This window comes from Sphingomonas sp. BL-S-28 (assembly GCF_055521515.1).
The window spans coordinates 1,889,658-1,914,732 of sequence record NZ_CM145483.1 but is presented as its reverse complement, the minus strand read 5'-3'; the positions used below and the strand labels follow the sequence as shown (position 1 = coordinate 1,914,732).

The following is a 25,075-nucleotide window of genomic DNA, read 5'->3' as shown; positions in this document are numbered from 1 at the left end:
CGACCTGCTCCGGCGAGGCAGGACATCGCGCATGGCCTGGCTGGTGCTGGGCCTTGCGCTGGTGGGCGTGGGCGTGATCGGGATCTTCGTCCCGCTGCTGCCCACCACGGACTTCATGATCCTCGCCCTGCCCTGCTTTGCCCGGTCTTCGCCCCGGCTGGAGGCATGGCTGCTCAATCATCCCCGCTTTGGCCCCGGCCTGCGCGCCTGGCGGGCGGAGCGGGCGATCCCGCGCCATGCCAAGTACGCCTCCTGGATCGGCATGATGATCGGCTTCACCTCATTTTGCCTGCTGGCGCGGCCGAGCCTGATAGTGGCGCTTCCCGTGGCGGGAGTGCTGCTGGGCTGCGCGATCTGGGTAGGACGGCGGCGCGAGCCTGGGCAAGTCGCGACCGAAGCCGAACCGGAAAACGCCTGACAACGCGGCTGATCTTCCGTTGCCGATGGCAGCCGCCTTCCGAGAGCGAGGGGGTAGCTACACACCCTCTCCACACCGCTCAGGCTGAGCTTGTCGAAGCCCCCTGCGGCGTGGCGTTGCGAGCGGGCTTCGACAAGCTCAGCCTGAGCGGCGTGGGATTATAACCCAGCAAGCCTGAGTAGGAGGCCCTTCCCCACACCCACTTGATTGACACGCCCCGGCCCTAAACCCGCTCCGCATGGAGGACATAGCGCCATGGCCCGCGCCGCACCGCGTCGAAGGGCCAGCAGGTGACGAGATCCAGATGTTCGCCGCTGGCAAGTTCCGACACCGCATAGCCGTCCCAGCGCACTACGTCCGATCCGGTGACGCGATAACGGCGCTGCAGCCCGTCACGCGTCTGGACGGTGATTTCATCCCCCTTGTGTAGATCGCGCAGGAAGTTGAAGTGCGTATCTCGGTGCGCGGCGACGACGGCGGTCCCGGCCTGCCCGAACGCAGCGCCGCCCGGCAGCAGCGTCGGCCCGAAGGCCAGTGCCTGCCCCGATCCGCTGTCCAGCACCACCCGCGTCACGCCCAGCCGGGGTGCGGAAATGCGGGCCACGGGGGTCATGTCCGCCCAGGCCCAGGGCTTTTGCGGAGCATGGAGGGCAAGGCTGCGATCGAAGGCGCGGTCCAGCAAGACCTGCGCGACCATGGCCTTGGCGGGGACATAGAGCCCCCGCCCCACTTCCACCACGCCCGCCAGGCACAGCGCCGAGAGCAGGAGGACCAGAAGGCCGCGCCCGCGCGCGGCCTCCTTCACCTGAGCCAGCCGGATCATGCCGCCCTCCGGCGCAGCAGGATGGCAAGGCCGGCAAGGCCCGCCAGCAGCATCGCCAGCCCCTTGCCCACCAGACCGACGAAGCCCGTGGCGGTCTGCGGCAGTTCCAGCGCGTCGGCCTGCGTCGCGGCGAGGTCTGCGCCCGGCTGTGTCTGCACCGCGTCCTTGCCGAACAGCGTATCGAAGTCCCAACCCGCAGGCAGGTTGATCGGCAATTCTTCCTTCGTCAGCCGCGCACCGGCGGGGCGTGAAGGAGTCTCGTCCACCGCAACAAGGCTGGTGCGGCTGGTGACGATGCCGTTGTCCATGCCGATCCGTTCCACTTCGGCATCGGCAGCATCGTCCTCCAGCTTGCCGAGCGCGCGATCCGCCTCGACATCGGTGATGCGGCGATGCGCCCAGAGCTTTTCGATGGCCGGGCTCGGCAGGGCGGAAGCCAGATCGACGCGCCGCTCCCAATGCTTGCCGCCGATCGTGCCGCTGACGGTCAGCGTGCCGGCAAGGTGCTCGGTCCGCCCCACCAGCACCAGCGGCCGCCCGGCATAGACGTCCGGCAGGCGCGAGGGCGTGAGATCCAGCGACCCGCCCTCGACCCGCACCGACAGGTCGCGCACCGCCGGATGGCTCAGCACGTCGAGCAGCGGCATCATCTTCGCCGCCACTTCGCCCGGCGCGCCGACATGGGTGTAGACGCCGCCGCCGATGGTGGACATGCGCTCCATCAGATAGTCGTTCGGGGCAGAACCGATGCCGACCATGAAGACGTGGCTGCGCCCGGCATCGGCGCCGATCGCGGCCATCATCTCGCGCTCGTTGGAAATCTCGCCATCCGTCAGGAACACGATCTGGCGCAGCGCGTCCGCCTCTCCCCCCGTTCCAGCGTCCTCCAGCGCCGCCTTCAGCGCCGGCAGCATCTCGGTGCCGCCTTGCGCCTCCAGCGATCCGGCAAAGCGCTTGGCCAGCGCCACCTGATCGGGCGTGGCAGCCACGCTGTGTTCGAACAGCCGCGTCATCGTATCGTCGAAGCGGATCACGTTGAAATGGTCCTGCGGGCGCAGGGTGCCCAGTGCGTGAATCAGGCTGGCCTTGGCCTCGTCCATCGAATCCCCGCCCATCGATCCGCTGTTGTCGATCACGAAGACCATCTCGCGCGGCGGCGTCGGCAGGTTGGAGAGGTCGGCCGGCGGCGTGACCGAGGCCATAACGTAATCGCCCTTTTCCGTGTGCTGCGCAAACAGGCCCAGCGTCGGGTCGGCCGAGGCCGATCGCCAGTCGAGCACGAAATCGCGGTCGGCCGACACGCTGGCATCGGCAAGATTGATGGTCCGGTTGTCGAGCGGGCCGGTGATGTTCACCTTGTGATAGCGGCTGATGAGGTTCGCCACGTCGAAGCCCGGCGCAAGATGGACCGAAATCGTCGTGGGGTTGAGAGCAGTTCCGACCTTCGGATCAAGCACCGGCGCGGCCGTCACGGCATTGGCGTCGGCCACGGCCGCCTCCGCACCCAGCGTATGCGGCGGGGTGTAGCGCGGTCCGACCACCAGCGGCAGGCGCAGCGAGAACGTGCCGTTCGCCTGCGAAACCGGGGCTTGATACTCGATCGAGATCAGCACCGTCTCGCCCGGACCGACATTGGCGACCATGGTGGTGAACATATTGGGCCGCTGCTGCTCGACCAGCCCCGCCTTGCGGCCGCTGGCCTTGGCCGCCTCGTACGTTTCGCGCGCCTTTTCGCGCGGCTGGATGTGGCCGACGATCACGCGCTGGCCCACCACCATCTTCAGCGAATCCACCGCGCCGTCCTGCGGCAGTGGATAGAGGTAGTGCGCCTCCATCCACTTGTCAGAGGTGTTGCGGAAGGCCTGCGTCACCCGCACGCGGGCGACTTGCCCGGTCACCGTCACATCCATGTCGGTGCCCAGCCGCACGGCCGGAAGGCTTTTGGCGACGCCCTGCCCGGTCAGCATCAGCGTGCCCGCCGCCGGACCATCGTCGGAGGCGGCGGCATCGTCCGCATCGTCGGCGGCAACGGCGGCAGTGGTATGAACGGCCAGCGCCACCGGGGCCGCCAGCGCGAGCATGGCGGCAGGGATCAGGGCGCGGCGGAAAGAGAGGAAGTGCGGCATGGAGAGGCTCCTTCGATAATCTGGAGCCCTCCCTCTATGCGCACGGCGGCCCGCACAGCCACGAGCAGTCTTGGCCAATTCCTGCCGCCGATGTGCGGGAAATACGTCAATGCGCACAAGCCATTGACGGCATGTGCGCATTTGTGCGGAAATAGGCAGCAATGACCATGACCGACCTTCCGGATTCCGCCCCGCCGCCCCCCGAAAGCGCCGAAAGCGCGGAAACCGCACGCCTCGTGCGCGAAGAGATCGCACGCCGCCGCATGTCCCGGCAGGCGCTGGCGGACATGGCGCGTATCAGCCTGTCCACGCTGGAAAAGGCACTGGCGGGCAAGCGCCCCTTCACGCTGGCCACGCTGCTGCGGATCGAGGAAGCGCTGGGCGTAAGCCTGCGCCCCGATACGGCGCGGCCCGGCACCGTGCCCACACCGCAAGGCGGCGACGTGGCGAGCGAGGCGCTGGGCGCCTACGCACACTCCGCCGTGGCGTGGCTGGAAGGCCGCTACCTGACGCTACGCCCCAGCTTCGGCACGCCCGGCTGCCTGTTCGCCTATCTGATCACAATCCGCTGGGATGCGACCGGTGCCTGTCTCGCCTATGCCGAATCCGGCCGTTCGGATGGGCGTTTCGAACAGAGTGGCCACGTGTCGCTGCCCAATCTTTCCGGGCACATCTATCTCGTCACCAACGAACAGGGGCAGTACCGGCTTGCCATCCTTTCACGCCCGACGATCGACGGCGGGATGTTCGGCATCCTGACGACGCTGGAGGTGGGCAAAGGATCGCAGCTGGTCCCCGCGGCCACCCCGCTCGCCCTGCGCAAGCTGGCAGAGGGCGAGGATCCGGTGCTGGGTCTGGTGACGCCGGACATGCCCGATTTCGCAGCCTATCGCGCGATACTGGGCCGCGCGGTGGAGGAGGATTTCGCCCGCCTGCACGCCCCGGTCTAACCGACACGGGGCCGGCTTATCAGCCCTTGCGCCAGTGCAGCAGCGCGATGGTCAGCCAGGCGCCCACCGACAGGTGGGCACACCAGGCTACCGTGCCATAGCCGCCGCCGAACGCCATGGCATCCACCACGAAAGCCAGCGTCAGCAAGGCATATCCGGTAGCCCGGATCGCATGGGCCTGACTTTTGGCCAAGGTGCGCCCGGCAAAGTCCCGCTGATGGCGGGACATTGACAGCGCCAGTGCGACGAAACCGCCAAGCGCCAGCAGGATCGCAAGAATGTGGATCATGCCCGCACCGCCCGGTCTCGCCCTGTCGCACCCTCGGTGGCCGCCTTGCGCGACCGCGCCGAAAGCTTCGCAGCGCCCAGCGCGAACAGGGCCGCCAGGGCCAGCATGACCAGATCGAACGCAATGAACAGCCAGTCGCCGCGCACGATGCTTATCGGCAGGCCGCGGCTGGTGGTGAAGGCATTGACGACCGGTACGGCAGCATAGAGCACCGCCGCAAGCGTCAGCCCTTCAACCCAGGCACGCGCGGCAGGCCGCACCAATGCCCAGAGCAGGACCCCCAGCCAGACGGCGAACAACGTGTGGATTTCCCAATCCGGCCGATCTGCCAGGCCGCTGGGTATTAGGCGATTGGCCAGGAAATAGGCGGGAATACCCGCACCCAACCCGGCCACGGCGGCGATATTGAGCCGCTCGACAAGGCGGAAGCCAAAGTGCGGACGCTGCGGATCGGGCAACCGCTGGCGGCGCTTGACCGTCCACAGCACCAGTCCGGTGCCCACCATCGCCGTGCCCGCCAGTCCGCTGAGGAAATAGAGCCACCGCAGGCCCATTTGCGCAAAGCGGCCGGAGTGCAGGCCGATCATCACGCTTTCGGTCTCAAGCGCCGCGCCCTTGGGCAGGCTGCCATTGAGAACGCGGCCGGTGGCCCCTTCGAAAGTCAGCACTTCGCCGCGCGATCCCATGGCCTCTCCCGGTCCGCGCGTCACCGCCACGGTCGCTTTCGCGTCACCGGGATTATCGATCCGCACGTAGCCCACCTCGCGGCCATCCCACTGCGCGGAAGCCGCCCGCATCAGCGGCCCGATATCGACGAGCGGAGCCTTGGTGCCGCTACGCTCGGGCGCGGCGGCTTCTCCGAAGACTTGCGCCTGAAAGGTATCAGGCGATGCGTAGTTCGCCAGAATTCCCCAGGGCACGTACATCGTCATCAGCGTGACCAGCCCGGTGAAGGTGATCATCAGATGAAAGGGCAGCGCCAGCACGGCCGTCACGTTGTGCGCATCCAGCCAGGATCGCTGCCCCTTGCCGAAGCGCAGCATGAAGAAATCGGCAAAGATCTTCTTGTGCGTGATCACGCCGGAAAGGATCGCCACCAGCATGAACATCGCCGCGATGCCGACCAGATAACGCGCCCAGAGCACCGGCATGTAGTGCAGGTCGAAATGGAAGCGATAGAGGAAATAGCCGCCCCGCGTCTCGCGCGCGGTAACCTCGTCACCGTTCTGATCGACCACGGCTTCGGTCTGCGCGTTGGCGCCGGTGCCGGGATACCAGAACAACTGCGTGGTCGCGCTGCGTCCGTTGGGCAACGACAGATACCAGAAACCGGCGTCGGGCGCCTTGCGCTCCAGATAGCGGATCGCCCCTTGCGCCGATTTGACGGGATCGGCATCGCCCACAACCTCTGGCTGCATCCAACGCGTGATCTCGTCCTGGAAATAGGCGGAGGTACCCGTGGCGAACATGGCGAACAGCAACCAGCCCAGCACGAGGCCGGACCAGGTGTGCACCAGCGCCATCGATTGCCGCAGGCTATCCTTCACAACCGGCCCCCCGCTTGCAGGGAAAACCATAGCCATAGGGCCATGACGCCGCCCGAAACGGCCATCCACAGCCACACGCGCGCGATCGAGCGCATGCCGAACGCGATCAGCGCCACTGTGGCGAAGATTGCGAACGACAGCAGAGTGCCCGCCACGCTCGCCTCTGCCGGCGCGACGCCCATGCCGTGCGCCAGCCCGCGCGCGATGCAGGCCGTGGCCAGTGAAGACAGCGCATAGTTGGCCGGTATCGCCGCCAGCAGCCTGGCTGCTAGGTTCGTCCTGGTAATGCCGGTTGCAGAAGATGCCATGGCGCCTGTTCTGCCTGTTACCGAGCGACGCGCGCCAAGCGCAGCACCGCCGCGAAATCGGCCGGACTCGGGCCGAATGGTTTGCCGGATGAAGTCGTTGTTTTCACGCGTAGACCACCTTCCGACATGCTATTGCGAGCCATTCGCACAAATTCGGCTGCTAGGCGTTGGCGGTGGTCGAGTCAATCGCCCGAAGCCTAAAACTGACGTGGAATAGCCATGCATCGCCGGAACGCCGGTGCGGAATGATGCCGCAGCCGAATGCGCCGTCCGGATGCAGGCTTGCGGGCCATGGTCGCGAAGGCTAGGAGCCTGCCTGTCTGCTGCCGCTCCAACGGCGGCGGGCAAGATCGCGCCGGTGCCTCGCAAGAGGCTTAATACGGGAACACGGTAAGAGCGGGTTTTGCGCTCAATTCCGGGGCTGTCCCTGCAACTGTAAGCGGTGAGCGCGATGCACATTCGCGGCGGGACGACGATTTCCGCCGCAGCCACTGGGCCGGACGCTAAATCATGCGGGGCCTGGGAAGGCCGTGCATCGCGTGATGACCCGCGAGCCAGGAGACCTGCCGGCGCGATGTCGCTCTTGCCGCGGCCCAGGGAATGGCCAAGGCACGGTAACTCTTCCGTCTGAGCGACGTGATGCATGCGGCCGGGGCCGCAACGGCATGCCACGTCGGGCGCGCGCGCCTGTCCGTCGTCGCAGGCCGGGCGTCGCGTTTCGGGCATCCGGACGCGGCGAGACGCTCCGCCCGTTTTCGAGTTACCGGCGCGCGGGAGAAGACCGTTGAGCAAAGTTCCCACCACCGTCATCACCGGCTTCCTTGGCGCCGGCAAGACCACGCTGATCCGCCACCTGCTGCAGAACGCCAAGGGCCGCCGCCTCGCCCTCATCATCAACGAGTTCGGCGATGTCGGCGTCGACGGCGAACTGGTGAAGGGCTGCAATGACGAAGCCTGCCCGGAAGACGATATCGTCGAACTGGCCAATGGCTGCATCTGCTGCACCGTCGCCGACGACTTCCTGCCGACCATGCAGAAGCTGCTCGACCGCGAGAACAAGCCCGATCACATCATCATCGAGACCAGCGGCCTTGCCCTACCCAAGCCGCTGGTAAAGGCCTTCCAGTGGCCCGACATCCGCACCCGTGCCACCGTTGACGGCGTGGTCGCCCTGATCGACGCCGATGCCGTCGCGGCCGGCCGCTTCGCCACCGACGAGGCAGCGCTGGCGGCGGCCCGCGCGGCCGATCCGATGCTGGACCACGAAAGCCCGCTGGAAGAACTGTTCGAGGAACAGCTGGGCTGCGCCGACATGGTCGTGCTCAACAAGACCGACCTCGTCGACGCCGATGCCCTCGCCCATGTCGAGACGCTGGTGCTGGCCGAGACACGCCCCGGCGTGAAGATCGTGCGCGCCGATCACGGCGCTGTCGACATCGCCGCGCTGCTGGGCATCACTGCCGCGGCCGAGGACGATCTCGATTCCCGCCCCTCCCACATCGATGGGTTGGACGAGGACCACGACCATGACGATTTCGACAGCTTCGTGGTTTCTGGCGGCGATGTAGCCGATCTCGACGCACTTCTCGCCCGCCTGAAGGACCTGATCGCGGAACACGACATTCTGCGCGTGAAGGGCATGGTCGCGGTCGGCGGCAAGCCCAGCCGCCTTGTGGTGCAGGCCGTCGGCCCGCGCATCCAGCACTTCTACGACCGCGCCTGGCTGCCGCAGGAAGTGCGCCGCACCCAGCTTGTCGTCATCGGCCAGAAGGGGCTGGACCGCGCTGCCATCGAGGCGGGGCTGGCCGGGGTTCTCGGTACTGTAGACGCCTGATGCACCTGCTGTCCGCCACACCGGGGACGATCTCGGGCGGCGAGGAGGCGATCGACCTCGACCAGTCTCCCGGCGACATGGTGATCCTCACCGTGGCGGACAGCGAACTCGCCTGCTTCGCGGGCGCTGCGGCGCGAATGCCGGAAGGCGCACCCAGCATCCGCCTCGCCAACCTGCTGCAATTGCGCCACCCCTACTCGATCGACCTCTATGTCGAAAAGGTGATCGCCAAGGCCAAATTCGTCTGCGTGATCCTGCTCGGCGGCAAGAGCTACTGGGGCTACGGCATCGACGAGATTGCCCGCGTCGCGCGCGAGAACGGCATTGCCTTCGCCGCCATTGCCGATGGGAGAGAGGCCGATCCCGCACTCGACCGCGCCTCCACCCTGCCCGCCGAACTGCGTGAGCGGATGCGCGACTATCTGCGGCAGGGCGGCACCGCCAATGCCCTGTCGTTCCTGCGCACCGCCGCACGCACCATCGGCCATGACGCGGGCGAACCGGACGATCCGGTGCCGGTGGCCGATGCCGGGCTCTATCTTGCGGGCACCGAGCGTGCCGGGCTTGCCGAAGTGCAGGCGGTGTGGACCCAAGGCCGCCCGCTCGCACTGCTGGTGTTCTACCGCGCACTGATGATCGCGGGCACGCTGGACGCCATCGACGCGATGATCGCGGCGCTGCAGGAGCGCGGCTTCAACGTCGCCGCCGTTCACGTCCGCGCCCTGCGGGAGCCTTTCGCCGTGGATTGGCTGGGCGGATTGCTGGGCGAGATCGCGCCCGACGTGATCGTCAATGCCACCAGCTTCGCCTCCTCCTCCGCAGGCGATGATCGCAAGCCGGGCATTCTGGAAAAGGCCGACTGCCCGATCTTGCAAGTCGCCTTCGCCGGCGTCGAGGAAAGCGAGTGGCAAGGCGCCGCACGCGGCCTTGGCCCGCGCGATCTCGCCATGAACGTGGCGCTGCCCGAAGTGGACGGCCGCCTGTTCACCCGTGCCGTCGCCTTCAAGGCCGCCGAGCGTTTCGACGAAGTGACCCAGTGCGGCATCGTCGTCCCCCGCGTCGCACCGGACCGGGTGGCCTTCGTTGCCGATCTCGCCGCCAATTGGGCGAGCCTGCGCCGTACGGCATCCGCCGAACGCCGCGTCGCACTGGTGCTGGCGAACTACCCCAACCGCGACGGTCGCATCGGCAACGGCGTCGGCCTCGACACCCCGGCCAGCACTGCCGCGATCATCGCCGCTCTGGTCGAGGCGGGCTACGACACCGGCCATGCGCCAAGGGACGGCGCCGCGCTGATGCACGTGATGACCGGCGGCGTAACCAATGACCTGACATCGCTGGAGCGCGCGGGCGAAGTTTCGCTGCCGCTTGCGGCCTACCAAGCCGCTTTCGCAGCAGTACCCGAAAGCGCGCGCAGGACCATGGTCGAGCGCTGGGGCGAGCCGACGGCCGATCCCTTCGTGCGAGGCGGTGCGTTCCGTCTGCCGGTGCACCGCTTCGGCAATCTCGCCGTCGCCGTGCAGCCCGCGCGCGGCTACAACATCGATCCCAAGGCCAGCTATCACGATCCGGCCCTGCCGCCACCGCACGCCTACCTCGCCTTCCACGTCTGGCTCGCGCAGGACTTCGGCGCGCAGGCAGTGGTCCATGTCGGCAAGCACGGCAATCTGGAATGGCTCCCCGGCAAAGCCATCTCGCTCTCGCGCGAGTGCTTCCCGGAAATCTGCGCCGGGCCGCTGCCGCAACTCTACCCCTTCATCGTCAACGATCCCGGAGAGGGCACGCAAGCCAAGCGTCGTATCGGCGCGGTGGTCGTCGATCACCTCACCCCCCCGCTGACCCGCGCCGAAACCCATGGCCCGCTCAAGCAGCTTGAGGCGCTGGTGGACGAATACTACCTCGCCGCCGGGATGGACCCGCGCCGTCTCGATCGGCTGCGGCGCGATATTCTCGATCTGGCGCGCAGCCATGGCCTCGACCGCGATGCCGGGGCCAGCGGCGACGATGACGATGCGCTTTCGGCCATCGACAATTACCTCTGCGAGTTGAAGGAATTGCAGATCCGTGATGGTCTGCATGTCTTCACCCAGTCGCCCGAGGGCCGCTTGCGGCGTGACCTGCTAGTGGCGCTGGCCCGCACGCCGCGTGGGTATGACCATGCCGGACAGGCTTCGCTGCTGCGGGCGATGGCGGAGGACTTCGGGCTGGAGTTCGACCCGCTCGACTGCCGGATGGGCGACCGCTGGGACGGTACGCGGCCAGAAGCGCTGGCGGCGATTTCGGAAGATCCATGGCGCACGCATGGCGATACCGTCGAGCGGTTGGAACTGCTGGCAGCGGATTGGGTGAGCGAAACAACCCCACTCCCGCTCGTCCTGAGCTTGTCGAAGGACCACAGCACAGCGCCAGCATCCTTCGACAAGCTCAGGATGAGCGGAGCGGGGGACAGGACGCTGGCCGTTCTCGACGCCATCCGCACCGACCTCGCCCCCCGCATCGATCTGTGCGGCCCGCGCGAGGCCGAAGCCTTGCTGGCCGGACTCGACGGGCGCTTCGTGCTACCCGGCCCCTCCGGCGCCCCCACGCGCGGACGGCCTGATGTACTTCCCACGGGGCGCAACTTCTACTCGGTCGACACCCGCGCCGTGCCCACTGCCGTCGCCTGGGAACTCGGCCGCAAGTCCGCCGATCTGCTGGTGGAGGACTACCTCCAGCGCGAGGGCGAATACCCCAAGGCCGTGGCCCTTTCCGCATGGGGCACCGCCAACATGCGCACCGGCGGTGACGATATCGCGCAGGCCCTTGCGCTGATGGGCGTGCGCCCGCGCTGGGACTGGACTTCGGGCCGCGTGGTCGGCTTCGAGGTGATGACCGTGGCCGAACTCGGCCGCCCGCGCGTGGACGTGACCTTGCGCGTATCCGGCTTCTTCCGCGATGCCTTTCCCGAACAGATCGACCTGATCGACAGTGCCGCACGCGCGGTGATGGCGCTCGACGAACCACTGGGCGACAACCCCGCCGCCGAGCGCCACCGCGCCGAAACCGCCAAATTGGTCGAAGATGGCGAGGCCGAAACGCAGGCCACCCGCCGCGCCGGTGCGCGCGTGTTCGGCTCTAAACCTGGTGCCTACGGCGCCGGGCTTCAGGCCATGATCGACGAGAAAATCTGGCACGAGCGTGGCGATCTGGCCAATGTCTATCTCGACTGGGGCAGCTACGCCTATGGCGGCGGGGTGGAGGGCGATGCCGAGCGCGGACTCTTCGCCGCACGCCTCGCATCGGTCGATGCCGTGGTCCAGAACCAGGACAACCGCGAGCACGACCTGCTCGACAGCGACGATTACTATCAGTTCGAAGGCGGCATCGCCGCTGCCGTCGAGCACCTGAAGGGCCGCGCCCCGATCAGTTATCACAACGACCACAGCCGACCGGAACGCCCGGTAGTCCGCACGCTGGAAGACGAGATCGGCCGCATCGTGCGCGGGCGCGTCACCAATCCCAAGTGGATCGCGGGCGTCATGCGCCACGGCTACAAGGGCGCGTTCGAGATCGCCGCCTCGGTCGATTACCTCTTCGCCTTCGCCGCCACGACCCATGCGGTGAAGGACCACCATTTCGACGCCGTCCACGCCGCCTTCATCGAGGACGAGGCGGTGCGAGACTTCATGGCGCAGGCCAACCCCGCCGCCTTGCGCGAAACCGCCGCGCGCCTTGCCGAGGCGCTGGAGCGCGGCCTCTGGAAACCCCGATCGAACAGTGCGGGCCTGACGCTCGCGGCCCTCTCAGGAGCATGACCATGGTGCAACGTACCGACGAACAGCACGCCGAGAAGATGAAGAAGAAGCAGGCCGCACATGACAAGATCATGGCCGGAAAGACGGTCGAAAAGGGCCTGCTGATCGTCCACACCGGAAAGGGCAAGGGCAAGACCACCGCCGCCCTCGGCATGGTGGTGCGCGCCATCGGCCACGGCAAGAAAGTGGGCGTCGTCCAGTTCGTGAAGGGCGCGATGACCACCGGCGAAAAGGTGGTCTTCGATGCCTTCCCCGATCAGGTCGAATTCAAGCCGATGGGCGAAGGCTTCACCTGGAACACGCAGGACCGCGCACGCGATATCGAACTCTCGCGCGAGGCTTGGGAAGAAGTGAAGCGCATGGTTGCCGATCCGGCCTATGACATGGTGCTGGCGGACGAACTCAACATCGTGCTGCGCTACGATTACCTGCCGCTCGACGAAGTGCTGGAAGTGCTGACCGCGCGCGGGGAGATGAAGCATGTGCTCGTCACCGGCCGCAACGCCCCGGAAGCGCTGATGGAGGCGGCCGATCTCGTCACCGAAATGACGCTGGTGAAGCATCCGTTCCGTTCGGGTGTGAAGGCACAGGCCGGCATCGAATTCTAAGATGCCGCCGCAGTTCGGCCCCGACTTCCAGCACGAACTGGCGCAGCTGCTGGCCTGGCGCCGGGACGTGCGCCATTTCCGCAGCGATCCGCTGGGTGAAGAGGTCGTGGCCGAACTGCTGGCCACGGCCCAACTCGCCCCCTCGGTGGGCAATTCGCAGCCCTGGCGCTTCGTGCGCGTGCGCTCGGGCGAACTGCGCGAGGCGCTGGCCGTTCATGCCGATGCGGAAGTCGCCCGCGCGGGTGAGGCGATGTCCGAAGACCGGCAAACGACTTATTCCGCGCTAAAGCTCCACGGCATGCGCGAGGCGCCCGAAGTCATCGCGGTGTTCTGCGACGATGCCACGCCGATCGGCGGCGGCCTCGGCGCGGCGACGATGCCGGAAACGCGCGGCTATTCGGTGGTTCTGGCGATCCACACGCTCTGGCTCGCCGCGCGGGCGCGGGGACTGGGGCTCGGCTGGGTTTCGGTGGTGAAGCCGGACTATGTCGCCAAGCTGCTGGACGTGCCGCAGGATTGGCGCCTGATCGGCTTGCTCTGCCTTGGCCGCCCGCTGGAACCCGATGTGGTTCCCGAACTCGAACGGCGCGGCTGGCAGGCCCGGCTGGACTGGCGCACCAATGTCAGCGAGCGCTGACCTGCTGCGCCAGCGACCTTGCGGCCTTGACGTAGGCCGGCCCGCCGCAGACCGTCCAGGCCTGCGGAATGGCCACGCGCGGAATGTCCGCCAGGATCGGGTGCTGCATCATCTCCGTGCCCTGATCGGCCACTTTCAGCGTGGCGCTGTCCACCACGATGAAGTCGGGGTGAGCCATGGCCATTTCCTCAAGGCTCATCTGCGAAAGCGAGGGTTTGCCCAGCTTTCCGGCCAGATTGACAAGGCCCACACGGGTCATCAGGTCATCCACCAGCGTGCCCGTGCCGGTCAGGTACCCGCGCCGCTGGTAATAGGCGGCCACGCGGCCATGGCCGACGCTGCGCAGGCCCGCCAGATCCGCATTCATCCGCGCGATCATCGCCTCTCCGCGATCCGGATGGCCGACGGCGCGGGCAACGTCGCGGATCGAGGCGAGGATGCTGGCGTAGTCATGCGCGGACTTGAGATCCAGCGAGGGGTAATGCTGGCCCTTCAACACCGCGATGGCGGGATTGCGACGCGCCGGCATGCCGATCACAAGGTCGGGATCGGCCGCCAGCACTTCCTCCGCAGCGCCGCCGAAGACCGGCAGGCCGCGCGCCGCTGCCGCAACGTCCGACATGTTCGGATCGGTGGCATAGCGCGTCAGCCCGGCGATCTGGTCCCGGTCCGCCAGGGCGACGATCAACTGGTCAGCGCAGAGGTTGAGCGAGACGATCCGATGCGGACGCGCGCCGCTGGAATGGAGTGCTGCACCGGCCGCCTGCGCCGGACGGGTGGCCGCGCTTTCCACCGCCATGCCGGGCAGCACCGCAAGGGCGATGCAAGCGGCAAGACGCAGACGATGATGTATTTTTCCAAAGCCCATGGCATGGGCTCCATACCAACACGGACCCGGGACACAAGCGTGACGGGTAGCCGATCCAATGCGAGGTTTTCGTGCCGTCGTTCAACAGTTCACTTCCATCTCGCCATCCGGCGCTGATCCCGGCGCTTGCCTGCGCCGCGATCGCGATCGCGATCGCCTCTCTGGCGCTGGGGCCGGTATCGCTGGCGCCCGGCCGCATTCTGGCAGCGCTGACCGGCGACGGTGACCACGTTGCCCGGGCGATCCTGCTGCAACTGCGGCTGCCCCGCACGCTGATCGGCCTGATGGTCGGCGCGATCCTTGGCCTCTCCGGTGCGGTGCTGCAGGGCTATCTGCGCAATCCGCTGGCGGAACCGTCGGTGCTGGGCGCATCCAATGCCGCCGCGTTGGGGGCGGTGATCGCGCTCTATTTCGGGCTTTCCGAATGGCATACGGCGGTGCTGCCGCTGATGGCCATCATCGCGGCCATCGGCGCGATCGGCCTGCTGTTCGCGCTGGCGGGTCGATCCGAAAGCCCGCTCAGCCTGATCCTTGCCGGTATCGCCGTGGCGACGCTGGCGGGCGCCGGGATCAGCCTTGCGCTCAACCTCTCGCCCAATCCGTTCGCGGCGATGGAAATCATGTCCTGGCTGCTGGGTTCGATCGAGAACCGGGCGATGGAGCACGTGTGGATCGCCCTGCCCTGCGTGGTGATCGGCGGCGCCCTGCTGCTGGCCGATCCGCGCGCGCTGGATGCGCTGTCGCTGGGTGAGGACGGCGCCCGCTCGCTGGGTGTGGACCTGCGCCGCACGCGCCGCCGGCTGATGCTGGGCCTTGCCATCGGTGTGGGCGGCGCGGTGGCAGTCTCTGGCGCCATCGGCTTCGTGGGCCTGATCGTGCCGCACCTGATCCGCCCGCTGACCGATCGCAGCCCCTCTGCCCTGCTGGTCCCTTCGCTGCTGGGCGGCGCGGTGCTGCTGACCGGCGCGGACATTCTCGTGCGCCTGATCCCCACCGATGCCGAGCTGAAACTGGGCGTGGTCACCGCGTTCCTGGGTGTTCCGGTCTTCCTTGTCCACCTGCTGCGGGAGCGCCGCCTGTGGTGATGATCGCTATCGAGGATCTTGCCGTCCGCCTTGGCAAGCAGGAGGTCCTGCACGGGATCGACGCGCGGTTCGAACCGGGCACTTTAGTGGGCGTGATTGGCCCCAATGGTGCCGGCAAATCGACGCTGGCGCGCGCGTTGCTGGGTCTGGTGCCCGCGCATCGCGGCACGGTGACGCTGGACGGGCAGGACTTTTCCGCGCTCCCCGCGCGTGAGCGGGCCCGCCGGATCGCCTATCTGCCGCAGGGCCAGACGCTGCACTGGCCGCTGACGGTGGAGCGGCTGGTCTCGCTGGGCCGCTTGCCGCATCTCGGCCCGATGTCGCGGATTTCCGCAGAGGATCAGGCCGCGATCGACGACGCCATGGACCGCGCCGACGTGCGCCAGCTGGCCGTGCGGGACGCGACCCAGCTTTCCGGCGGCGAACGCGCCCGCGCCTTGCTGGCACGCGCGCTGGCAGTGGGGGCGGAGGCGCTGGTGGTGGACGAGCCGCTGGCCTCGCTCGATCCCGGCCATCAGATCGATGTGATGGAAATGCTGTCGCGCGAGGCGAAAGGCGGGGCGCTGGTGCTGGCCGTGCTGCACGACCTCAATCTCGCCGCGCGGTACTGTCACCGCCTGTTGGTGATCGACGAGGGGCGGCTGGTGGCCGATGGCCCGCCGGCCGAAGTGCTGTCTGAGGAACTGTTGCGGACTGTCTACGGCGTAACCGGCTTCAGCCGCATGTTGGACAATGCGCCGCTGATCGTGCCGCTGGCGCGCTGTCCGAAGCGATAGCGGCGGTTCAGTGCGTGCGACGGCGACGCAGTGCGCGGTCGGCAAGCATGCCGATAGCGGCCATCGTGCCGCCGGTAAGGCCGGCGGTGCCGATGGCGACGATCACGGGCTGCGCCATGTCCGCGAAAGGGCGGGCGCGGTCGTTGAAGGCTTCGATCATCCGGGTCATGGCGCTTCTCCTGCTGGTGCGCCGGAGAGGCCGGCTGCGTTGCAGTGGGAATGCGCCTTTGCCGCTTATCGGAACAGCCGGATAAACTTGCGGCAACTGTTCGATTAATTAGAAAAGCCTTCACGGCAGTCGCAAGTCCGCCTCCAGAAAATCGAGGAAGGCCCTGATGCGGGAGGCCAGCCTTCGGTGCCCCACATAAAGGGCATGGATGTCTTCCCCATCCCCCGGATTGTAATCGGCCAGCACTTCCACCAGCCGCCCCGCCGCCAGATCGGCGGCGACGTGAAACCGGCCCAGACGCGCGATCCCGCCGCCCGCCACGGCCATCATCCGCACGACTTCGCCCGAATTGCCCAGGAATGCGCTTTCCACGGCGCGTTGATGCAGGGCTCCATCGATCCGGAACGGCCAGGTGTCCATCGATCGCCGGAAGCTGAATTGCAGGCAGGCATGGCGGGCAAGATCGCGCGGATGGGCCGGGGTTCCGCGCGCGGCAAGGTAAGCGGGGCTGGCCACCAGCGCCATGGCGCTGCGACCCAGTTTCTTCGCCTTCAGCCCGGTATCGCGCAGCGGCCCGATGCGGATGGCGACGTCCGCCCGCGATTCCACCAGATCGACCAGTTCGTCCGACAGCGCCAGATTGACCTGCACCGACGGATAGCGCCCGGTGAAGCGCGGCAGGATCGGCAGCAGGCATTGCGTGCCGAAGGGGACTGAGCTGTTGATCCGCAAGGGCCCGCTCGGCATGTCCGGCGCGCCGCCAAGGTCGCGCTCCACATCGTCGACTTCGGCGATCAGCCCGGCCACGCGGTCGCGGTAGACTTCCCCCTCCGCCGTCAGTGAAAGCGCACGGGTGGTGCGCGCGATCAGCTGCACGCCCACGCGCGCCTCCAGCCGGGCAAGCGCGCGGCTGACGGCAGACGGCGTCAGCCGCAGCGCCCGCGCCGCCCCCGCCAGACTGCCGCTTTGCGCCACCGCCAGAAAGATCTGCATTTCGCCAAAGCGGTTGTCCATCGCGCCACTCGTGATTTCGATGCAATTCTGAGATGCCTTGATCCGCTCTAATCATCAATCCCCGATCCGCCTATCTTGCGACTGTTCCAACCTCTCCCCCGAAGGAATTCTCGCATGGATCTGAAATTGAACGGCAAGACTGCCCTCGTCACCGGCTCCACCGCCGGCATCGGCCTTGCCATTGCCGAACGACTGGCTGCCGAAGGCGTCGATGTGATCATCTCCGGCCGCAATCAGGAAAAGCTGGACGCCGCCGTCGCGAAAGTGGCAGCCCTTGCCGCAAATGGCGGAAAAGTGCGCGCCGTGCTGGCCGATCCGGCCACGGCGGAGGGCGCCGAAACGCTGATCGCCGCCGCGCCGGAGGTCGACATTCTGGTCAACAACCTGGGCATCTACGAAGCCAAGCCCTTTACCGAGATCACCGATGCCGACTGGCACCACTTCTTCGAAGTCAACGTGGTCAGCGGCGCGCGCCTTGCCCGTCATTACTTCCCGAAGATGCTGGAGCAGAACTGGGGCCGCGTGATCTTCATCGCCAGCGAAAGCGCGCTGGTGATCCCCGGTGAGATGATCCACTACGGCATGACCAAGACCGCCCAACTGTCCATCGCGCGCGGGCTTGCCGAACAGACGCGCGGCACCGGCGTCACGGTCAATTCGGTAATGCCGGGGCCTACGCGTTCGGAAGGGATCGTGGAGTTCATCCGCTCCGTCGTCGACAACAAGGACGCGCCCGAGGCCGAGCGTGAGGCGGAATTCTTCGCCAAGCTGCGCCCGCTCTCGCTGATCCGCCGCCTGATCGAAGCGGACGAGATCGCTGCGCAAGTCGCCCTGCTGGCCAGCCCGCTGGGCGCGATCACCAATGGCGCGGCGATCCGCGTCGAAGGCGGCATCGTCCCGACCATCGCCTGACCTGCCGGAGACCCGGTGCGCAGCGCGCGTGCCGGGTCTCCCGTCAATATCCCGGTTGCCGATATTGAAATATAGTATACGATAACCCGGTCACACTGCCGGGGTCTCTCAACCATCATCGAAGGCGCGCGCGTTTCGCACCCATGCGGGTGGCGGACCGACAGCGCCGGTCGGACGGGAATCCCGGCAAAAGCCGAGGTATCGCTTCCGATGAAATCCCCCCCGCGTCGCTCCCGTCTTGCCGCCATGCTGCTGGCCTGCACCGCCGTGCTGTCGCCGATCGCTGCCACGGCCGCACCGAGCGAGGCGGAGATCGCGCGGTCGGTTTCCCTCCGCGCGGACTGGCAATACCTGACGCGCGAGATTGCCTGGCCCGCAACCTGGACGCCGGACGGCAACGCCTTCTCCTATCGCAAGACGGTCGAGGGCGGCTTCGCCTTCGAGACCTATGACCTGAAAACGCAGGCCAAGTCGGCGGCGTTCGACCAGCAACGGCTTGCCAAGGCGCTGGGCGATGCCATGGGCAAGGCCATCGATCCGCTGCGCCTGCCGTTCGAGCAGTTCTCCTATGCCGGTGACCGCCAGACGATCGCCTTCGAGATCGACTATGCGGGCTGGACCTGCACGCTGACCGACTATCGCTGCACCGCGCAGAGCGATCCCCGTCGCCCGCGCGGCTTCGGCGTGGTGCGCGATCTCTCGGTGCCTGCCGACAATCACCCGCGCCCCTCGCCCGACGGCAAGTGGGAAGCCTTGGTGGAGGACAACAATCTTGTCGTCCGTCCTGCGGGTTCGAAGGACCTGACACGCCTCAGCAGCGACGGCACCGAAGGCAATTTCTACGATCCCGAAACCATCGAGTGGTCGCCCGACAGCCGCCATGTGATGATCTACCGCGTGCGCCCCGGCTATGCCCGCCACGTCCTGCGCGTCGAGGCAGCGCCCGATGGCCAGCTTCAGCCCGCGCTGCGCAGCCAGCTCTACCCCAAGCCCGGCGATGCGGTCGATCAGGAACAGCCCGTGCTGTTCGACGTGGCAAATCGGCGGCAAACGGTCGTCGGTCCCGCGCTGTTCCCCAATCCCTACCAGCTTTCGCAGGCCCGCTGGCGCGCAGACGGCAAGAGCGTCGAGTTCGATTACGACAAGCGCGGCTTCGGGCAGGCGCGGATCATTGCCGTCGATGCCGAGACCGGCGTCGCCCATGCCGCCGTTACCGAAGATGCCAAGACCTTCTTCTACGCCGACCGCCGCTTCGCGCATGACGTGAACGGGCTTGGGGGCGAAATCGTCTGGGCCTCCGAGCGCGATGGCTGGAACCATCTCTACCTGATGGACGGCAAGACCGGGAAGGTGAAGAACCGCATCACCACCGGCGCCTGGGTCGTGCGCGAAGTGGTCAAGGTGGACGACAAGAAGCGCCAGATCTGGTTCGCCGCCAGCGGCATGAACGCGGGCGAGGATCCCTATTTCCGCCACTACTACCGCATCGATTTCGACGGTCGGAACCTCACGCCGCTCACCCCCGAGCGCGCCGATCACACCGCCCGCTTCTCGCCCGACATGCAGTTCTACGTCGATACCTATTCGCGCGTAGACATGCCCACCGTCAGCGAACTGCACCGCGCCAGCGACGGCACCGTGGTGGCGACGATCACCAAGGGCGATATCAGCCGGCTTACTGCTGCCGGTTTCCACGCCCCCGAAGTGTTCACCGCCAAGGCCCGCGACGGCAAGAGCGATATCTGGGGCCTTGTCGTGCGCCCGCACGACTACGATCCGGCCAAGAAGTACCCGGTGATCGAGAATATCTACGCCGGCCCGCACGACAGTTTCGTGCCCAAGACCTTCTGGCCCTTCGGCTACCACTCGGGCGGCGACAAGGTGATCGGCATGCAGGCGCTGGCTGACCTGGGCTTCATCGTCGTGCAGATCGACGGCATGGGCACGGCCAACCGTTCCAAGGCGTTTCAGGACGTGGCCTGGAAGAACCTGCAGGATTCCGGCTTCCCGGATCGCATCCTGTGGCACAAGGCCATGGCCGCCAAGGATCCGTCCTACGACATCAGCCGTGTCGGCATCTACGGCGCTTCGGCAGGCGGGCAATCGACGCTCAATGCGCTGCTGTTCCACGGCGATTTCTACAAGGCCGGCGTCGCCATGGCGGGCTGTTACGACAACCGCATGGACAAGATCAGCTGGAACGAACAGTGGCTCGGCTGGCCGGTGGACAAGAGCTATGCCGATGCCTCGGGGGTGGACAATGCCGCCAAGCTGCAGGGCAAGCTGTTCCTGATCGTGGGTGAGCAGGACAGCAACGTCGATCCTGCCTCGACCATGCAGGTGGTGAATGCGCTGGTGAACGCGAACAAGGATTTCGACCTCCTTGTCGTGCCCGGCGGCGAGCACACTGTGGGCCGCTCTACCGGCCCGATCGACTACGTGACGCGCCGCCTTTCCACCTTCTTCGTCCGCAGCCTTCAGGGTCAGTGATCATGCGATATCTTCTTCAGGGCTGCGCCATCGGCAGCCTCGCACTTGGCCTCATGCTGGCACCGGCTTATGCCGAAACCACGCCCCAAAGCACGCCGCCAGAATGGGAACAGCCCGAAGTCATCCGCCAGGGCGCGGAGCCCATGCACACGACTTTCGACGGCTTCGAAACCCGTGCCGGGGCGCTTTCGCGTGACGTGACGAAGTCCCGCTATCACCTCTCGCTCGATGGCGACTGGAAGTTCCACCTCTCGCCCAATCCCGAGGCGCGCCCGGCTGACTTCTACAAGCCCGGATTCGACGTGAGCGGGTGGGAGACGATGAAGGTTCCCGGCATCCTTCAGGCCGAAGGGCACGGCCGCCCGGTCTTCGTCGGCAGCGGCTATCCGTTCCCGCGCAACCAGCCGTGGATCGAGCACGACCTCAACGAAGTCGGCTCCTACCGCCGTGAGTTCACGGTTCCGGCCACTTGGTCGGGTCGCAAACTGCTGCTGACGGTCGGCGCGGCGGGCGCGGCCTATTACATCTGGGTCAACGGCCAGCGCGTCGGCTATTCGGAGGATTCCAAGCTCCCCGCCGAGTTCGACGTGACGCGCTATGCCCATGCCGGCACGAACACCGTCGCCATCGAACTCTATCGCTTTGCGGATGGCAGCTATCTGGAAGATCAGGACTTCTGGCGCGTCAACGGCATCGAGCGCAGCGTCACGCTCTACGCGGCCCCTGCCACGCATATCCGCGACCTCAATGTCGATGCGGGGCTGGAGAACGACTACCGCGACGGCAAGCTGGAGTTGAAGGTCGACCTATCCGGGCAGCCCACCGCCATGCGGGTGCGGGCGACCGTGCTGGACGGCCAGCGCGAGGTTCTGACGCGTGAGGGCACTGCGGAAGGCGGCACGATTTCGCTGAACGGCGCAATCCCCGCCGTGCGCACATGGTCGGCCGAAGATCCGCAGCTCTACACGCTGCTGGTGGAACTGGTCGATGCCAACGGCAAGCTGGTGGAGGCGACCAGCCGCCGCATCGGCTTCCGCACGGTGGAGATCGCCGGCGGCGAAGTGCGCGTGAACGGCAAGCGGGTGATGATCCGAGGCGTCAACCGCCACGAACACGATCCCAAGACCTTCCACGTCGTTTCCGAAGCGACGATGCGCCGCGATATCGAACTGATGAAGGCGGCCAACGTCAATGCCGTGCGCACATCGCACTATCCCAACGATCCGCGCTGGTACGATCTGGCCGACGAATACGGCCTCTACGTCATGGACGAGGCCAATATCGAGAGCCACGGCTATCTCAGCCTCTCGCAGGAACATGGCAACGATCCCAAGTACCTGCTGGCGAACGATCCCAAGTGGCAGGCCGCGCACCTCGACCGCGTGGAGCGCATGGTGCAGCGCGACCGCAATCACCCCTCGATCATCTTCTGGTCGCTCGGCAACGAGAGCGGCGTGGGCGCGAATTTCGAGGCGGCGGGCAAGTGGGTGCGCGCGAACGATCCGACGCGCCTGATCAACTTCCTCGGCTGGAGCATGAGCAACTGGCGCCATCCGACCAACAGCTACGTCGATATCTTCGCGCCGATGTATGACGACGTGCCGAAGATGATCGACTACGCCAAGGACCCGAACTTCACCCAGCCGCTGATCCTCTGCGAATATGCCCATTCGATGGGCAACAGCCTGGGCGATCTTCAGGGCTATTGGGATACGATGCGCGCCTATCCCAAGCTGCAGGGCGGCTTCATCTGGGACTGGGTGGACCAGACCATGGAGCTGAAGGACAAGCAGGGCCGCACTTACTGGGGGCAGGGGCTCGACTACGATCCCGATCCCAAGGCGCCCGGCGTCCATGGCGACGACAGCCCGGTGGGCGACGGCGTGATCCAGTCGGACCGCACGCCCGATCCCGAATACTACGAACTGGCCAAAGTGCAGGCGCCGATCGCCTTTACGCATGACGCCAGCGGCTACCGCGTGGTCAATCGCCACGACCATATCGACCTTTCGCGCTTCACGCTCGACTGGACGGTGATGGAGAACGGCAAGGATGTCGCTAGCGGTACATTGGCGACACCTAACGTTACACCGGGAGCATCTGCCCCGCTCACCGTGCCGATCCCGGCAGCGAAGAACCCGTCGGCCGAACGCATCCTGGTCCTGCGCGCCCGCGCCAAGGCCGGGGCGGTGCCGACCCAGCCCGCCGGGCATGTCGTCGGCTGGGAGCAGTTCGAGCTTTCCGCCCCCGCCGTGGTGCCGGTTGCGGCCGGCGCCGTCGCGCCCAGCGAGACCGCCTCGACCCTTCGCCTCGCCTCGGGCGATGCGGTGCTGGAGATCGACAAGGCCACCGGCCTCGTCACCCGTTACGAGCGCGGCGGCAAGCTGCTGCTAACCGGCGGCGCGCCAAACTTCTGGCGCTCGCCTACCGACAATGATGTGGGCGCGGGCGTGCCCAAGAGCCATGCCATGTGGCAGTATTTCTCCGATCATCGCCGCGTCGAGGGCATCGAGCGGGACGGCAATGCCATCGTCGTTCACCACGACATGGGCGTCGGCTCGGTCAAGACCGAGACGCGCTGGACCATGGCCGCCGATGGATCGGTGGGCGTCACCGTCCATTTCGAACCGCTGCGCGATACCCTGCCCGATCCGCTGCGCGTCGGCCTCGCTTTCGAGACGCCTGCCATGCTCGACCATGTTCGCTGGTTCGGACGCGGGCCGCAGGAGACTTATGCCGATCGCAAGACCGGCGGGCTGATCGCCCAGTGGCAGGGCGCGTTGGCGGACCAGTTCCACGACTACGCAAGGCCGCAGGAATCGGGCAACAAGACCGATGTGCGCTGGATCGAACTGACCGGCGCTAAAACCGGCCTGCGCGTCACCGGCGCGCAGCCGCTTTCGGTCAATGCGCTGGCGTTCCCTTATGCCGATCTGGCGATGAAGCCGCCATCGCAGGCGCATAGCTCTGACATTCGCCCGCACGGCAACGGCACGCTGCTGATCGATGCCGCGCAGGCGGGCGTGGGCGGCGATACCGGCTGGAATCTCGATGGCCGGGCGCACATGCCCTATCGCATCGCGCTGAAGCCGATGACCTATTCGTTCACCATCGGCGCACCCTGACACGAAAAAGGGCGGCGGTTCCGCACCGCCGCCCTCGATTTCCCGCCGCCCGGTTTTCAGCCGAACCGGCGAATGTCGAACGGTTCCAGCGGCACTACCGGCTGCTCGCCCGCCATCATCGCGGCAACCAGCTTTCCGGTAATCGGCGCCAGCGTCAGCCCCAGATGCTGGTGCCCGAACGCGTAATAGAGATTGTCCGCCTTCGCCGAACGGCCGATCGCCGGCAGATAGTCCGGCAGCGTTGGGCGGCAGCCCATCCAGCGGCGGAACGGCCCGCTGACGGGCAGGCCCAGTTCGGCGACATGGCGCTCCAGCCGTTCCCACTTGCGCGGATCGGCGGGCGCATCGACCTTGCCCAGTTCCACGAAGCTCGCCGCCTGCAGGCTGCCGCGATAGCGGGTGACGATCATCGATCGTTCCTCGAACACCACCGGTGGCATGTCCTTCGGCCAGCCCGCGGCATCGGCGCGGATGTGATAGCCGCGCTCCGCGATCATCGGCGCCTTGTGCCCCAGCGCCTCCATGATCGCGCGCGATCGCACGCCCGCGCAGACCACCACGCGGTCCGCTTCCACGCCTTCGACTTCTACGCCGGATCCGGTCCGCAGCAGCTTCGCGCTGCCCGAAACCATCGCGCCGCCCCGCGCCGCGAAAGCAACGCGCAGCGCATCGCGCAAATCCGCAAGGTCGGCGATCTGGCCGCTCCCCGAAAAGCGGATCGCACCAGCCACCTTGAAGGCGCCCAGCTTGCCCAGCATCTCACGCTCGGCCGGAGTCGCCGCCTGAACCCGTGCCACGCCGGTATCGGCCGCTTCCCACGCTGCCTTGCCGGCAATCGCCTTGCGCGGCTCGTTCCAGAGCACGAAATGACCATCCTGCTTCAGCAGGTCCGGCGCGCCGATCCGCTCGGTCAACGAAACCCACGCCGGCATCGCCGCTTCCATCAGCGGGCGCAGCGCCGCACAGCCCTTGCGGAACCGCGAAGGCGCCGATGCAGCCAGCAATCGCAGGCCGAACGGCAGCCAGGCATCGACAGCGGAAGGCGGAAACGCCAGCGCCCCGCCGCGTAGGAACAGGCGCTGCGGCATCGACCGCACGGCCTCCAGCGAGGCCAGCGGCTCCACCTGCTCCACCGCGATATGGCCGGCATTGCCCCAGCTTGCCGCCTGCCCGGCATCATCGGCATCGATCAGGACAACCGTGTTTCCGGCCTCCAGCAATTCGATGCCGACCGATAGGCCGACTACCCCTCCGCCGACCACTGCTATGCGCGACACAAAAACTCCATTGCAAAGCTGAAAT

Annotated in this window: 20 protein-coding genes and 1 riboswitch; of the genes, 11 read left to right on the top strand and 9 right to left on the bottom strand. The window is 66.9% G+C overall.

The features are described 5' to 3' along the window. Window positions 1–31 precede the first annotated feature (31 nt). The gene (locus ACZ1JC_RS08120) at window positions 32–418 is read left to right on the top strand and encodes a YbaN family protein (RefSeq protein ID WP_465140051.1); all 387 of its coding nucleotides are present in this window, start codon (window positions 32–34) and stop codon (window positions 416–418) included. A gap of 223 nt (window positions 419–641) precedes the next feature. Here ACZ1JC_RS08120 and ACZ1JC_RS08115 read toward each other — a convergent pair whose 3' ends face one another. Together ACZ1JC_RS08115 and ACZ1JC_RS08110 are read right to left on the bottom strand one after the other, a co-directional pair. Beyond that, window positions 642–1,241, bottom strand: a complete 600-nt coding sequence (locus ACZ1JC_RS08115) for a class GN sortase (protein ID WP_465140052.1) — start codon at window positions 1,239–1,241, stop codon at window positions 642–644. Next, window positions 1,238–3,367, bottom strand: a complete 2,130-nt coding sequence (locus ACZ1JC_RS08110) for a marine proteobacterial sortase target protein (protein ID WP_465140053.1) — start codon at window positions 3,365–3,367, stop codon at window positions 1,238–1,240. The genes ACZ1JC_RS08115 and ACZ1JC_RS08110 overlap by 4 nt, the downstream gene beginning before the upstream one ends. Before the next feature lie 161 nt (window positions 3,368–3,528). Here ACZ1JC_RS08110 and ACZ1JC_RS08105 point away from each other — a divergent pair, with 161 nt between their 5' ends. Next, window positions 3,529–4,317, top strand: a complete 789-nt coding sequence (locus tag ACZ1JC_RS08105; protein WP_465140054.1) for a helix-turn-helix domain-containing protein — start codon at window positions 3,529–3,531, stop codon at window positions 4,315–4,317. 19 nt (window positions 4,318–4,336) lie between these two features. On the opposite strand, the gene ACZ1JC_RS08100 is transcribed toward ACZ1JC_RS08105, so the two are convergent. The 3 genes from ACZ1JC_RS08100 to ACZ1JC_RS08090 are packed head-to-tail and all read right to left on the bottom strand — an operon-like array spanning window position 4,337 to window position 6,461. Continuing rightward, window positions 4,337–4,606, bottom strand: coding sequence for a DUF3325 domain-containing protein (locus ACZ1JC_RS08100; protein WP_465140055.1), 270 nt, complete (start codon window positions 4,604–4,606; stop codon window positions 4,337–4,339). Further along, window positions 4,603–6,153: a PepSY-associated TM helix domain-containing protein gene (locus ACZ1JC_RS08095; RefSeq protein ID WP_465140056.1), complete on the bottom strand. Its 1,551-nt coding sequence runs from the start codon at window positions 6,151–6,153 to the stop codon at window positions 4,603–4,605. The genes ACZ1JC_RS08100 and ACZ1JC_RS08095 overlap by 4 nt, the downstream gene beginning before the upstream one ends. After that, on the bottom strand, window positions 6,150–6,461 hold the full coding sequence (locus ACZ1JC_RS08090) for a hypothetical protein (protein ID WP_465140057.1): 312 nt from the start codon (window positions 6,459–6,461) through the stop codon (window positions 6,150–6,152). The genes ACZ1JC_RS08095 and ACZ1JC_RS08090 overlap by 4 nt, the downstream gene beginning before the upstream one ends. A 339-nt stretch (window positions 6,462–6,800) precedes the next feature. Beyond that, window positions 6,801–7,046, top strand: a riboswitch (cobalamin riboswitch). Window positions 7,047–7,245: 199 nt separating this feature from the next. On the opposite strand from ACZ1JC_RS08090, the gene cobW reads away from it, so the two are divergent. From cobW to bluB, 4 genes are read left to right on the top strand one after another with little or no spacing between them, the layout of a single operon-like run. Further along, window positions 7,246–8,295, top strand: a complete 1,050-nt coding sequence (gene cobW / locus ACZ1JC_RS08085; protein WP_465140058.1) for a cobalamin biosynthesis protein CobW — start codon at window positions 7,246–7,248, stop codon at window positions 8,293–8,295. After that, complete coding sequence (gene cobN / locus ACZ1JC_RS08080; RefSeq protein ID WP_465140059.1) at window positions 8,295–12,089, top strand: cobaltochelatase subunit CobN; 3,795 nt, start codon at window positions 8,295–8,297, stop codon at window positions 12,087–12,089. Before cobW ends, cobN begins: the two co-directional genes overlap by 1 nt. Window positions 12,090–12,091: 2 nt before the next feature. Further along, entirely contained in the window at window positions 12,092–12,697 is a 606-nt protein-coding gene (gene cobO, locus ACZ1JC_RS08075) for a cob(I)yrinic acid a,c-diamide adenosyltransferase (RefSeq protein ID WP_086491580.1), read from the top strand. Window position 12,698: 1 nt separating this feature from the next. Further along, window positions 12,699–13,334, top strand: coding sequence for a 5,6-dimethylbenzimidazole synthase (gene bluB / locus ACZ1JC_RS08070; RefSeq protein ID WP_465140060.1), 636 nt, complete (start codon window positions 12,699–12,701; stop codon window positions 13,332–13,334). On the opposite strand, the gene ACZ1JC_RS08065 is transcribed toward bluB, so the two are convergent. Further along, window positions 13,321–14,202 carry an ABC transporter substrate-binding protein gene (locus ACZ1JC_RS08065; RefSeq protein WP_465140061.1) on the bottom strand — a complete coding sequence of 294 codons (882 nt, stop codon included), beginning with the start codon at window positions 14,200–14,202 and terminating at the stop codon, window positions 13,321–13,323. The genes bluB and ACZ1JC_RS08065 overlap by 14 nt on opposite strands. 71 nt (window positions 14,203–14,273) lie before the next feature. Here ACZ1JC_RS08065 and ACZ1JC_RS08060 point away from each other — a divergent pair, with 71 nt between their 5' ends. Together ACZ1JC_RS08060 and ACZ1JC_RS08055 are read left to right on the top strand one after the other, a co-directional pair. Beyond that, on the top strand, window positions 14,274–15,287 hold the full coding sequence (locus ACZ1JC_RS08060; protein WP_465140062.1) for a FecCD family ABC transporter permease: 1,014 nt from the start codon (window positions 14,274–14,276) through the stop codon (window positions 15,285–15,287). Then, window positions 15,281–16,063 carry an ABC transporter ATP-binding protein gene (locus ACZ1JC_RS08055; protein ID WP_465140063.1) on the top strand — a complete coding sequence of 261 codons (783 nt, stop codon included), beginning with the start codon at window positions 15,281–15,283 and terminating at the stop codon, window positions 16,061–16,063. Before ACZ1JC_RS08060 ends, ACZ1JC_RS08055 begins: the two co-directional genes overlap by 7 nt. Window positions 16,064–16,070: 7 nt before the next feature. Here the strand turns inward: ACZ1JC_RS08055 and ACZ1JC_RS08050 are convergent, their stop codons facing one another. Next, window positions 16,071–16,232 carry a hypothetical protein gene (locus tag ACZ1JC_RS08050; RefSeq protein ID WP_465140064.1) on the bottom strand — a complete coding sequence of 54 codons (162 nt, stop codon included), beginning with the start codon at window positions 16,230–16,232 and terminating at the stop codon, window positions 16,071–16,073. A gap of 120 nt (window positions 16,233–16,352) precedes the next feature. Then, complete coding sequence (locus ACZ1JC_RS08045) at window positions 16,353–17,246, bottom strand: LysR family transcriptional regulator (RefSeq protein ID WP_465140065.1); 894 nt, start codon at window positions 17,244–17,246, stop codon at window positions 16,353–16,355. Window positions 17,247–17,360: 114 nt separating this feature from the next. On the opposite strand from ACZ1JC_RS08045, the gene ACZ1JC_RS08040 reads away from it, so the two are divergent. From ACZ1JC_RS08040 to ACZ1JC_RS08030, 3 genes are all read left to right on the top strand, one after another. Then, the gene (locus tag ACZ1JC_RS08040) at window positions 17,361–18,158 is read left to right on the top strand and encodes an SDR family NAD(P)-dependent oxidoreductase (RefSeq protein ID WP_465140066.1); all 798 of its coding nucleotides are present in this window, start codon (window positions 17,361–17,363) and stop codon (window positions 18,156–18,158) included. A 210-nt stretch (window positions 18,159–18,368) separates the two neighbouring features. Beyond that, window positions 18,369–20,648, top strand: coding sequence for a S9 family peptidase (locus ACZ1JC_RS08035; protein WP_465140067.1), 2,280 nt, complete (start codon window positions 18,369–18,371; stop codon window positions 20,646–20,648). A gap of 2 nt (window positions 20,649–20,650) precedes the next feature. Then, window positions 20,651–23,773, top strand: coding sequence for a glycoside hydrolase family 2 TIM barrel-domain containing protein (locus ACZ1JC_RS08030; RefSeq protein ID WP_465140068.1), 3,123 nt, complete (start codon window positions 20,651–20,653; stop codon window positions 23,771–23,773). 56 nt (window positions 23,774–23,829) lie between these two features. Here the strand turns inward: ACZ1JC_RS08030 and ACZ1JC_RS08025 are convergent, their stop codons facing one another. Next, a complete protein-coding gene (locus tag ACZ1JC_RS08025; RefSeq protein WP_465140069.1) occupies window positions 23,830–25,050 on the bottom strand; it encodes an NAD(P)/FAD-dependent oxidoreductase in 1,221 nt (406 codons plus the stop codon). Window positions 25,051–25,075: the final 25 nt, after the last annotated feature.